Below are 12598 nucleotides of genomic sequence, written 5' to 3' on the forward strand. Positions count from 1 at the left end.
ATCGGCTGTGGACTGGACTCGTTTAGTCGTTCAAATTTTAATTGCGTTTGGCTGTGCCGGTTTAGCGTCGTTATTGCTGCCCCGACGCATCCCCGGCAAACTGTTTGGGCTGCTTGTCATCGGCTTTGCGGGCGTCTGGCTGGGAGAGTGGGTTGTCCAATATTTAGCCACGACCTTTGGACTGCCCATCCCCAACTTTGTCACCTGGGATATTCAAGGGGTACCGATTTTGCCTGCGGTGCTCGGTTCCGCCATTATCTTGTTCGTGGTGACCAGCTTTCTCTCTTGGGGACGGTATCAGCGCTGATGGCCCGTGGTCGTCCAGCCTTTAGCTAGTGGGGGTGCGGCTGCCCAGACGTGGCTCCGTGCCTTCCAGCAGTCGCTGAATATTGGTGCGATGGCGCAGGATGACGTAAAGGCTACCGGCGATCGCTAGCAAGAGATACGGCCATGGTTGCTGAAACACCACCATAAAGACGACGGCGGCTAATGCCGCCATAATCGAACTCAACGAAACAATTCGCGAGCAGCCTAGCGCCACAGCAAACACCGCCGCCGCCCCGAGGCCAGCGGGCCAGTACAGCGCCAACAGCACTCCCAACCCGGTGGCCGCCGACTTGCCGCCGGTCCAATTTAACCAGACCGAGCGACTATGCCCCAAAATCGCCAGCCCGCCTGCTCCAGTAATCCACCAGTCCACAGTGCTCAGCCAAGTGGACTGGTCGGCATAGCTAGCCGTCAGTAGCCCCTGCACCATCAACACCGCTAGCAAGCCCTTACAGAGATCGATCAGCAGCACAGCGATCCCCGCGGCTTTGCCCACCACACGCATGACGTTAGTTGCGCCGGTGTTGCCCGAGCCGTGCTCTCGAATATCAATTCCTCTCACGGCTTTGGCGATGAGATATCCCGTTGGGATTGAGCCGAGCAAATAAGCCGCTAACAGCGTCAATAGTCCAACTAGCCAAGCCATGATGAATTCTCCCTGGGGACACCATTCCTCAGTGTACTGTCCGGTGTGATCCCGCAAAATCTGACCGCTCGAACTTTTACAAAGAACGGCTGCTCCTTTACAAAGGATCCGCCCTCTAGCTCAGCGATCGCTCATCTTTGAGTTCAGCTAATGTGGTCAAACCTCTGTAGTCAAACCTCAAGGCTGTAGAGTCCAGGCTTTGATGGCGGAGTTTTCGCGGCTGGCGGTGACGATCTGTTTTTCAGAGGGTAGCAATAGATGATCGATCGGCATGCCAAAGCCTGTATAAGTGGCCTTGAGCTCGCCGGTGGCCACATCCCACAACCGGACAGTTTCGTCAGCGCTGCCGCTCGCTAAGGTTTGACCGTCACGACTCACGGTCAACACATTGACGAAGCTAGTATGGCCACTCAGCGTTTCCAGTACTTCGCCCGCGTCTAAATCCCAGCGCTTCAAGGTTTGGTCGGCGCTAGCGCTGAAGAGATAGCGCCCGTCGGGGCTGGCGGCGATCGCATTGATGTAGCTGTCATGACCGACAAGGACAGCCAGGGCCTCACCCGTTTGCAACTCCCAAACGCGAATGGTGCGATCGGCGCTGCCCGTAATGATGCGTTGGCCGTCGTTCGTAATAATCAGCGTGTTCACCGCGCCCTCGTGTCCGATCAGGGTTTGCACCAGCGCTTGGGTGTTCGTATCCCAAATTTTGATCGTGCCATCGGAGCCGCCACTCACGAGCAGGCGACCATCAGGATTGCGAGCGAGGACATTGATCGGACTTTCATGTCCGGCAAAGGTCGCCTGCGGCTCTGCCGTGTTCACCTGCCAAGCGAGGAGGGCACCGTCGGCACTGCCGCTGTAGAGGGTGAGTTCATCTGGGCTGAGGGCGATCGCATTCACAAAAGTCTCATGCCCGGTGAAGGTTTGGACGATTTCCCCCGTACTTAAATCCCATAGGCGGATAGTGTTATCGGCGCTGGCACTGACAAACCGCCGCTGATCCGACATGAGTTGTAAACCGTTGATGGAGCTAGTGTGGCTGGTCAAGGTGCGCATTAGCTCGACGCGGATTGCTGGGGTTGACGAGTCTAGGTCAATGGCGTTGACCTCGCCAGAGGGCACCGTGGCGGCTGGGGGCTGCGATCGCTGGCGACTCCAAATACCAATCCCGATGAGCACCATTGCGGCGAACGTCACGCCGCCCACAATCAGCCAAGTCCAACGGCTGACAGCGTTATTGCCCGTGATGACAGTGTGGTCTGTGGCAGTTCCGGTTGGGCCTTCGGCAGAGGCTGGCATCTGAAAGCCGCTGGCCTGAGTCGTGCCGTCCACCATGGGCGGTGAAGTAATCGCATGTAACGCGACCTCATCGCCCTGCTGCATAAACTGACTCAGAGAGAGCTTTTGCAAGCGATCTAATAACTCTTGTGCCGTTTTGGGGCGATCAATCACGCGGGGCGAGACCAAACTTTCCAACAAATGCGCAAATTCATCAGAAATAGTCGGTGCATGGGACCGCCATTTGAACAGATTCAGCATGGGATCGTAGAGTGCCGGATCATTGGGCGATCGCCCCGTGAGCAAAAAGATAATCGTGCGGCCCAGGGCGTAAAAATCAGACTGCGGCACCGCCTGTCCCTGTTCTTGTTCCGGCGGTGTGTACCCCGCCGAACTGATGGTCGTCACGCCCGAACCACTCACCTGAGCCAGGTAGGTTTGGCTCATTTCCCGGGCTGCGCCAAAATCGACCAGCACCAGTTGCCCGCTAGACCGCAGCATCACATTGTCCGGCTTGATATCGCGGTGAAAATAATTACGCTGATGCACCCGCCGCAAAATTTCGGTGAGCTGATACAACCACTGAAACGCCTGGCGCTCCCCGATGGGATGATTCCCCTGCTGCTGCATCCACTGCAATAAATTGGGGCCATCAATTTTTTCCATGACCATGCAGTGCAGGGGCGGCCCATCCTGGGGCCGATAGACAAAGTAGCCATCGGCCTCAACTAGCGGCACCCCGGGATGATGCAGTTGACTCAACACTTCCGCTTCTTTGCGAAAGAGACTCAAAATTTTAGGATTGCCGGTGCGATCGGGCCGCAGCACTTTCAAAATCTTAGGCTGATCCTGTTGGTAAGCCTCATACACCAAGCCAAAACCGCTACTGCTGCTCAGCAGACGCATGACCCGATACTGCCCTTGCAGCAACAGCCCCGACCCACAAGCTTGACAAGTCACATGGCGACTATTGTCTGGATGCACAGGCTGGGGACAACTGGGGTTAATGCAAAGACTCATAGGATGCTCGTCAACGGCAGATACGGTTTGAGGCTCAAATCGGCATGGGCTGATTCAGCGCTTTGATCACAGGCATTCGTCAATCAATATAGTCAACCAAGCTAGCCGTCCAGCATTCGCGATGGCGGCGGGGAAGGGTTGTCTCTGGGGACAAGTGATCGACTGCCTGGGAATCGGCGGGGAAATAACATCCCGGTAACGGCAGTGCTTGGGTGGCTGGGTGGCTGGGTCAGTTGCGGGTCTGAAGTCGGTACTTGAATTGCCCGCGCATCCCCTGGCACCATTTTGGCCTAACCATGCCGTTGCTTCTCTCAAATAAAGCTCACCCAACATCCTAAAAGCGGATCTGCTCAATCTGTCTTAACGCATAGGGGGCAGCCAGTCTGTCGAAAATTTGCGGCCATGGTGTCTGATGCCGAGACGACTGGTGCATTGGCCAGGGCCAGCATGATCCATCAGCCACTAAGACGCTGTCGATCGCGATCGCAAAATCGCTGCCATCGCCGACTGATCGAGGGGAGGCGAAAAGAGAAAGCCCTGGCCCGACTCACAGCGAAGCGCTTGAACTTGCGCTAAGTGCTTTTGCGTTTCAATGCCTTCAGCTACCACTTCTAAGCCCAAATTCCAGGCCAACCGCACCACTGACTGGAGAATTTCGAGCTTTTCATAATCGGAGTCGGCGTTTTCTAAAAAGGAGCGATCGATTTTCAACGTATCGACAGGGAAGCGGTGCAAATAACTGAGGGAGGAATAGCCCGTACCAAAATCATCGACCGAGAGCCGAATGCCCAGGTCACGAATCGCCGCCAAAATTTCGATAATTGACTCAGAATTGTCAATCAATACACTCTCGGTCATTTCGATTTTCAAAAATTCAGGGGACAACCGAGTACGTTGCAAAATGGCTTTGATGCGATCGAGTACGTCCGGTTGGGCAAATTGTTGGCTCGACATATTCACACTCACAAACAAGTTTTGCGCTTGGGGAATGGTCTCTTGCCAGGCTTTTAGTTGACGGCACGACTCTTCGAGTACCCACCAGCCGAGCGGAATAATCAGCCCCGTGCGTTCGGCGATGCCGATGAATTGGCCGGGGGCTAGGACGCCTTGCTCAGGATGTCGCCAGCGCACGAGCGATTCCATCCCCACAATTTCCTGCGTCCGCACCAGCACCATGGGCTGATATTCCAAATACAGCTCGCCGTTTTCGATCGCCTGTTTGAGCGACATTTCGAGATGTAGAGCATCTTCGGTGGTGGCAGTAAGCTCCCCGGCAAAAATCCGATGCCGTTCACCAAAATGTTGTTTGGTTTCCGCCATAGCGCGATCGGCTTGCCGCAACAAGGTATCCGCGTCGAGGCTTTGAGAGTGGCTCAGACTGATCCCGATATTCAGCCCAATGTTGATTTCACATCCATTAATGACGAAGGGGGACACCATTTGTGCGTGCAATGCTTCGGCGATCGCGATCGCGGCGGCTTCGGTCGCAATGTCTTCTACCAGCACGATAAATTCATCTCCCCCCAAGCGAGCAATTGTGTCGGTAGGCCGCAAACTGTTGCTGAGCCGATGCACAATTTCAACCAAGAGGCGATCGCCCGCCAGATAGCCAAATGTATCGTTGATGGCCTTTAAGCGCGTAATATCCACACATAAAATCGCGATTCCGGACTGCTGAGTTTGAGGGGATTGATGGAGCGCCTGTTGAATACGCTCCATTAAAATGGTGCGATTGATCAAACTCGTCAGCACATCCCGACTGGCTAAACTACTGTGCGAGTCACTACTGTCTGGTGACTGACTCACTTCATGCATGAGTAGCAACCATCCGTGAAAGTCCAGACTGGGTAAATGAAAGGCCTGGCTGGTAACCGCTAACCAGGTGGCCGCAGGCGATCGCTGGAGCAAAAAATCCTGGCTGAGTCCTGGCTGATGGGCCAGCACAGTTTGTAACAAGCTCCTTGGCTGCTCAATCAAGCGCCCTTGCTGCTTTTTCCACAGTGCCCCCTGCGCTTGTCCGGGCGTTGCCGTCAGCATCATGACAGGATCGCCCAAGAGACCCCAGGCCGAGGGGTTGGCGTAGGTCAGCCCAGCCTGCTCATTCACAATTACAACGGCATCACCACATCGATCAAATAAATTCTTAAAAATATTCATGCAAAAAGTCTGGAGACGATCAATGGCCGCGTTCAGCAATCATGAAAGCCCACTTGCCTTGATGCAGTGAGCCTTAATCTAAAGCTTATTATCGTGCGGCACATGCGGGCATTGGCCAATGTGGTAATCAAAAAACATTCAACAGTGGACGGGGAAACCGGCTGGCCATGAGGGCGATCGCTGGCATGTCGATCCAGCAGCATCCGTCAAAAATCCAGAAATCGCGGAGATGCCAACTCAGAAGTCACGTTACCTAGAGCGACATCACGATGCTTTCACCATCAAGGAAGCAAGATCCCCCCTTTGAGAGACCCTGAACAGGGGAGCAAACCCGTTGGGTGGGCGGCCAAGCCCGCCACCCACCCACCCACAGTTCACGAATGGAAGACTGGGTGACAGCACGACTGTATGTACCGAGCAGCCGCCAAGCATCCCGCCGAAAAGTTTGTCCCCCCGGCTCCACTATGCACCGACAACAAAAGACAGGCCATCTGATAAATTGAAGGCTCGACTGCACACCCCAACCCAGATAACTTGATCAGCACCCATTGTCTGATTGCATATCTTAGAAGCTATGAACACCAGGGAATGACTTGATGAGAGCTGCTATCAAGCCCGTAAAATTATTTATAGAATCTTGTTTCCATAAACTTGGGCGGTTTCTGCAACACCTGAAACCCCTCATCCCCCTCAATGATGCGCAATGGAGCAAGCTAGCACTGCTAGCGACCTTGATTCAACGGGATATGTCGTCGCGATATAAAGGGTCTTTTTTAGGTAACCTTTGGCCATTTATCAACCAAATTGCCCTATTGCTAATCTACACCTACGTCTTTTCAGTGGTCTTACAGGTCAGACTAACGCTCAAAGGAGTGTCCTCAGACAATCCCCTGACGTTTGGGCTGTGGCTCTTTGCCGGCTTGTTGCCTTGGCTGGCCTTTAGCGGGGGTCTAACCGCGTCTGCCGCCAGCGTCATTAGCCAACCCAGCCTCGTCAAAAAAGTCGTCTTTCCGCTGGGATTACTCCCATTAGTCCCCGTGGGGACTTTATTTTTTGAAAGCACATTTGGTTTGGTGGCCTTAATTACGCTAACCACGATCACGACCCAAACGATTCATCCCACCGTTTTACTGTTGCCATTAGCGTGGATACCACAACTATTAATCACGTCCGGTTTAGGATTTCTCACAGCAGCGCTCACCGTCTTTATTCGTGATATTCCCCAAACCCTGGGAGTGTTGCTCAATCTTTGGCTATATGCAACACCGATCATCTATCCCGCCGAACTCATTCCAGAACGGTTTCAGGTTTGGGTATTCTGGCTGAATCCATTCACGGCTATCTGCGAGATGTATCGAGACACCATCCTCCTGGGTGAAATCAATCATTGGGCTGAGTGGGGCATCTCAACCTTGGTCTCAACCGTTATTTTTGTGGGTGGTCTATGGTGCTATCGTAAGCTACGACCTGCGTTTGCCGATGTGCTTTAGCCCGAGCGTCTAGAGTCTTATCGAGTATTAGTCGCGGCGTAGTCTAGGTGAAAAAGCTAGTGGAGTCCATTAACTGCAAAGGTTTCTCTGGGGTATATCAAAACCTATGCCATGGACAGTTGACGCTGCTGGAGCGTCTATCGTCATGATATGTCGGACCAACTGCCCGTGCGCTGCTCAGCCTGAAAGCTGATAGTATCCCAGCTAAAGGTCACCATCGCTTGCCTGTAGATGTTGTGAATTACTCAGCGCTAGAACTGTTTTAACTACCGATGTCATCACAACCACAAGCCATCGTTTTAGAAAACTTATCGAAAGCTTATAAACGCTATCATCACCCCACCGATCGCTTAAAAGAACTGTTGCTGCCAGGCAAGGTGAAGGCCGAAACCTTCTGGGCCCTGCGGGATATTAATCTGGAGATTAATGCGGGGGAAACAGTCGGCATCATTGGGCGTAATGGTTCCGGCAAAAGCACGTTACTGCAAATTATCGCTGGCACCTTACAACCCAGCCAGGGGCAGGTGATGGTCAATGGCCGCATCTCAGCGCTTTTAGAATTGGGTAGTGGGTTTAATCCCGAATTTACGGGTAAGCAAAACGTTTTTTTTAATGGTCGCATTTTAGGCTTGACTCAAGAAGAAATCGCCTCTCGATTTGATAACATCGCTGCCTTTGCGGATATTGGCGATTTCATTCATCAGCCGGTTAAAACTTATTCCAGCGGCATGTATGTGCGACTCGCCTTTGCCGTTGCCATTAACGCTGATCCGGATATTTTGATTGTCGACGAAGCTTTATCGGTAGGCGATGAGGCCTTTCAGCGGAAATGCTTCGCCCGGATTTACGACCTCCAAGAGCAGGGGGCGACTGTTCTTTTCGTTTCGCATTCTGCCGGATCCATTGTTGAACTCTGCGATCGCGCGGCGCTGATCGATAATGGCGAGATTATTTTGCAAGGTGCGCCCAAAATTGTCATCGCGAACTACCAAAAGTTCCTCTTTGCCCCCATTGACAAGCGGTCTGAGCTGAGGGAAATGTACAAACGGGAAGGGGCTGGTGATGATACTTCCCTAGCCGATCAGTTTTCGACTGCTGAGCCTTCTCAGGAGATTAAAGGGAGCGATCGCCAGGATGAACCTGAAGCATCTCGCATTTTAGAAGTTGGCTACGATCCCTACCTCAAGCCCCAACATACGATTGAGTATCAGTCGCATGGGGCGAAAATCAAAAATCCTGCAGTGACAACTTTAGAAGGTCGCTCAGCCAATCTTTTACTCAGAAACGAAAAGTATCTCTACAGTTACTCTGTCTATTTTTCTCAGGCAGCCTTTCAAGTCCGATTTGGCATGATGATCAAAACGATCACTGGTTTCGAACTAGGAGGGGCCGCTTCCCATACTTACGGCAACGAAATCGAATATGTTTCAGCCGGCAGCTTAATATATGTCAGCTTTGAATTCTTCTGCGCCCTGGCCCCTGGCGCATATTTTTTGAATTCTGGTGTAGTGGGACGGGTCAATGGAGAAGAGGTTTACTTAGATCGTGCGGTTGATGCCTCAATGTTCAAGGTGCAGCCGGATCAAGATCTTAAGGCGACTGGAATTATTGACTTTCAAGTGATGCCAAAAGTCTCAATCACTCCCAGCATTCTGTAAATCCATGGCACTGTGAGATTCGGCGTAATGGGTCTAATGGTCTGTCAGCTTTGCAATAAAGGACCGTGTCGGTTAGTTGCAGTGGCGTCGCACCCAACCTAGTTGGTGCTGCACGAGGTGGACAACGAGGCATAGTCGGTGGTTACTGGTTAGCTTGCGATTTGTGCCCGCTTCCCGGAATCTTTGCCGCTACTTCTGTAAAACCCCGTATCGATGAGCAACTCCAGCATCCCTGTGTTGGGCAAGGGTCGAAACAACCACACTGAGGTCTCAGAGTTAAGGTGGGCATACTGAAGGCACACCCTCAGCGTGGCTTTAGCATCTACTCCTTGCCGACCCTCATCTTCACCGACTGGTATCATGCGCCGCTTTGCTGACAAAAGACTGCCTGCTGCCAATGTCTTGGGCACTCGCCCTTGCAACTCTATGAACCATGTTTCGGCAGAATCTGGCTACGACTTTTTACTGATTGATGCGTTAGGTAATCAGCAATCAGTCTTGCGATCTGCTCTGAATGACATGGGGGCAAGGGTTCATCAGGTCACGGCGATCGCGGATGCTTGGCCGGTTCTGACTGCTCATCCACCGCATTTAGTACTCTTGACGGTACCGTCGGGTCACCATGAAGGCTACGAATTTTGTCGGCAGTTGCATGAGCGGTCTCAGACTGCCAACGTCCCTGTTGTGTTTATGGGTTCTGGAGAGCATCAAGCCGATCGCTTGCGAGCCTTTGAAGTCGGTGGGGTCGATTTCATCACCATGCCCTATTGGCCCGAAGAAGTCGTCGCTCGGGTAAAACGATATCTGGCCCTGGCCCCGCCCCCGCCTGAGACAACGCCACAGATGCAAAAGATCATGACCCACCGGGGCTATTCCCCACTACTGGCCAACTTACAAAAAACGCTGCATCAGCAAGCACTCAAACTCAAAGAGCAAAATGCTCAACTCCAGCAGGAAATTCACGAGCGCCACGAAATTGAAAGTGCCCTGCGCCAAGAACAACAAAAGTCGGAGCAATTATTACTCAACATTTTGCCGGAAGCGGTGGTGAACCAGCTCAAACAGTTTCAGGGGTCGTTAGCCGAGCGCTTTGACGAGGCCACTGTGTTATTTGCCGATATTGTGAACTTTACGCCCCTCGCGGCGCAGTACAGTCCCCTAGAGTTAGTCAATCTACTGAATCAAATTTTTTCTACGTTCGATCGCCTGGCTGAAGATTATCGCCTCGAAAAAGTGAAAACGATTGGCGATGCCTACATGGCCGTAGGTGGAGTTCCCGTTGCTGACGCTGATCACGCGGGGGCGGTGGCAGAGATGGCCCTCGCGATGCAAACCGCGATTCGCCAGTTCAAGCCAGTGGCGGGAATGCCGTTGCAACTGCGGATTGGCATCAATACGGGCACGGTGGTAGCCGGGGTCATTGGCATCAAAAAGTTTAGCTATGACCTGTGGGGCGATACGGTGAACGTCGCCAGCCGCATGGAATCACAAGGTAAGCCAGGGAAGATTCAAGTGACGGAAGCGACTTATGAGCGCCTCCGGGAGCGCTTTCAATTCACCCCCGCTCAGGAAATTGAGATTAAAGGCAAGGGGCCGATGCGCACTTACTATTTGATTGGGCGCTTGTAGTATCGGGCAGTTCACCCTCGCGATACACTATTAAAGTTTATGAGAATGGGCGGTCGCCATCGTTGGCGCTGCTGGCGGAAAATGATGTGCTGCCAGACTTCTGTGCCTGAGTTTACTGGGCAGCTTGCCTTGATCAGTGCAGCTTGCAGCAAGCTAACAGAAGCGCTAGATTGGCCCATTCCTCTGTGCCTTAATGATGGCCCACCGACAGGAAGACAACGAGAGTTATGGCAACGTTTCTATTGGAAGTTGGGACAGAAGAACTGCCCGCCAGTTTTGTGGAAGAAGCCCTCGCCCAGTGGCGCGATCGCATTCCCACTGAACTCGAAGCAGCTTATTTAGCCCCCGGCGACATTCGCTACTACGGAACGCCGCGACGCCTCGCTCTCCTGTTGACGGATTTGCCTGAGAAACAGCCCGATCGCGAGGAAGAGGCCAAAGGGCCACCCGCGAAAGCGGCTTTCAAAGACGGCAAACCGACAAAAGCGGCTGAGGGCTTTGCCCGGTCGAAAAATGTCAGCGTCGAAGATTTGGCGATTCGCGAAACGGACAAGGGCGAGTTCGTGTTTGTGCAACACCAGATTCCGGGGCGACCCGCAGCGGAGCTTTTGCAGGAATGGGTGCCCCAATGGATTTTGGGTCTGGAAGGCAAGCGCTTTATGCGCTGGGGCGATGGCGATTTTAAGTTCCCCCGCCCGATTCGTTGGGTAGTGACGCTGCTAGACGATGAATTGATTCCCCTGACGCTGGAGAATGGCTCGGAAAAGTGCGAGAGCGATCGCGTCACTCAAGCCCACCGAGTCCTGCATCCCGCCCCGATTACCCTGCAACACGCTCAGGACTATGTCGCCACGCTCCGAGGAGCCTACGTGGAAGTCGATGTCGAAAAGCGGCAAACCCAAATCAAAGCCGCCGTCGAAACAGCGGCAGCGGGGGTGAGTGGGACGGCTCGGATTGATGCCGACTTACTGAGTGAAGTCGCTAACCTGGTGGAATGGCCTACGGCAGTGGTGGGGGAGTTCGAGACGGAATTTTTGGAGCTGCCGTCCGAAGTCGCCATCATGGAAATGGAGAGCCACCAGCGCTACTTTCCGGTACTCCAGCCCGGTACAGCGGCTCAGTTACTGCCGTACTTCATCACCATTTCTAACGGTGATCCCCAAAAGTCGCCACTGATTGCCGAGGGCAATGGTCGGGTGATCCGGGCGCGGCTCTCGGACGGCAAGTTTTTCTTTGATGCCGATCGCGCTGTTTCCCTCGATACCTTTGTCACTAAGCTCGACACCGTGACGTTTGAAGAGCGGCTCGGGTCGATGGGGGCCAAGGTCGATCGCATTGAGGCGATCGCCACCCTGATTGCCGACCAGTTAAATCTGGGCGAAACCGAACGACTACACCTGCACCGGGCGGCGCATCTTTGTAAAGCGGACTTGGTCACCCAAATGGTGGGCGAATTCCCCGAATTGCAGGGGGTGATGGGGGAAAAGTACGCCCGCCATTGCGGGGAAGCAGAGCCCGTGGCGATCGCCATTGCCGAACACTATTTGCCGCGCGGTGCTAACGACCATTTGCCCCAAACGTTGATTGGTCAGGCCCTGGGACTCGCCGACCGGCTCGATACGCTGGTCAGCATTTTTAGCTTGGGCATGTTGCCGACGGGCTCCTCGGATCCCTTTGCGCTGCGGCGAGCGGCGAATGCGATCGTCACCGTGACCTGGGACGCCAACCTCGCCATCAACTTGCATGAACTGCTGGATCAAGTTGTCAACACTTTTGTTGACAATCCTGATTTGACGGTGGATCGGGCTGAGCCGTTGCGATCGCAGCTGCAAGACTTTTTCCTCCAGCGGGTGCAGACCTTACTGCAAGACGATTTGGGGATCGACTACGACTTAGTCAATGCCGTGCTAGGCGAAAACGATCCGACTTACACCCAGCGCGCACTGACGGATTTGCTGGATGTGCGCGATCGCGCCACCTATTTGCAGGCCATTCGGCAGGATGGCACCCTCGCCAAGATTTATGAAACGGTGAATCGGGCAGCCCGGTTAGCGGCTCAGGGCACATTGGACACCGCCGCTCTGGATCCGGCTCAGGTGATTGAGACGGGCCGCTTTCAGCAAGCGTCAGAACGGGCGTTTTACGAGGTATTGCAAGCGCTGTTGCCCCAAACCCAAAGCGCCCAGCGCGATCGCGATTATCAGCAGCTCATTGCGGGACTCGAAAATGCCGCCCCGGTAGTCAGCCGCTTTTTTGATGGGCCTGACAGCGTGATGGTGATGGACAAAGATCCCGCGATTCAGCAAAATCGACTGAATCTCTTGGGTTTGCTCCGTAACCATGCCCGCGTGCTGGCCGACTTTGGGGCCGTGGTGAAAGGGTAAGCAGTTGGGGAT

Annotated in this window: 8 protein-coding genes; 5 read left to right on the forward strand and 3 right to left on the reverse strand. The window is 53.7% G+C overall.

Annotated features, from left to right (window positions below):
* Positions 1 to 7: 7 nt before the first annotated feature.
* Complete coding sequence (locus JUK32_RS14890) at positions 8 to 307, forward strand: hypothetical protein (RefSeq protein ID WP_204139652.1); 300 nt, start codon at positions 8 to 10, stop codon at positions 305 to 307.
* A gap of 21 nt (positions 308 to 328) precedes the next feature.
* Here the strand turns inward: JUK32_RS14890 and plsY are convergent, their stop codons facing one another.
* The 3 genes from plsY to JUK32_RS14905 form a co-directional block, all read right to left on the reverse strand.
* Positions 329 to 973, reverse strand: coding sequence for a glycerol-3-phosphate 1-O-acyltransferase PlsY (gene plsY, locus JUK32_RS14895; RefSeq protein ID WP_204139653.1), 645 nt, complete (start codon positions 971 to 973; stop codon positions 329 to 331).
* A 177-nt stretch (positions 974 to 1150) separates the two neighbouring features.
* On the reverse strand, positions 1151 to 3268 hold the full coding sequence (locus tag JUK32_RS14900) for a serine/threonine-protein kinase (protein ID WP_204139654.1): 2118 nt from the start codon (positions 3266 to 3268) through the stop codon (positions 1151 to 1153).
* Positions 3269 to 3730: 462 nt separating this feature from the next.
* Positions 3731 to 5425, reverse strand: coding sequence for a bifunctional diguanylate cyclase/phosphodiesterase (locus JUK32_RS14905; RefSeq protein WP_204139655.1), 1695 nt, complete (start codon positions 5423 to 5425; stop codon positions 3731 to 3733).
* A gap of 596 nt (positions 5426 to 6021) precedes the next feature.
* Here JUK32_RS14905 and JUK32_RS14910 point away from each other — a divergent pair.
* The 4 genes from JUK32_RS14910 to glyS all read left to right on the forward strand — a co-directional run bounded on the left by JUK32_RS14910 (position 6022) and on the right by glyS (position 12586).
* On the forward strand, positions 6022 to 6915 hold the full coding sequence (locus JUK32_RS14910) for an ABC transporter permease (protein WP_204139656.1): 894 nt from the start codon (positions 6022 to 6024) through the stop codon (positions 6913 to 6915).
* A 272-nt stretch (positions 6916 to 7187) separates the two neighbouring features.
* On the forward strand, positions 7188 to 8573 hold the full coding sequence (locus JUK32_RS14915) for an ABC transporter ATP-binding protein (RefSeq protein WP_204139657.1): 1386 nt from the start codon (positions 7188 to 7190) through the stop codon (positions 8571 to 8573).
* 426 nt (positions 8574 to 8999) lie between these two features.
* On the forward strand, positions 9000 to 10202 hold the full coding sequence (locus tag JUK32_RS14920) for an adenylate/guanylate cyclase domain-containing protein (protein ID WP_239112679.1): 1203 nt from the start codon (positions 9000 to 9002) through the stop codon (positions 10200 to 10202).
* Between the two features lie 227 nt (positions 10203 to 10429).
* The gene (glyS, locus tag JUK32_RS14925) at positions 10430 to 12586 is read left to right on the forward strand and encodes a glycine--tRNA ligase subunit beta (RefSeq protein ID WP_204139659.1); all 2157 of its coding nucleotides are present in this window, start codon (positions 10430 to 10432) and stop codon (positions 12584 to 12586) included.
* The last annotated feature ends 12 nt before the right edge of the window (positions 12587 to 12598 follow it).

The sequence above is a fragment of the Halomicronema sp. CCY15110 genome, assembly GCF_016888165.1.
In the GTDB taxonomy this organism is placed as follows: domain Bacteria; phylum Cyanobacteriota; class Cyanobacteriia; order Phormidesmidales; family Phormidesmidaceae; genus Halomicronema.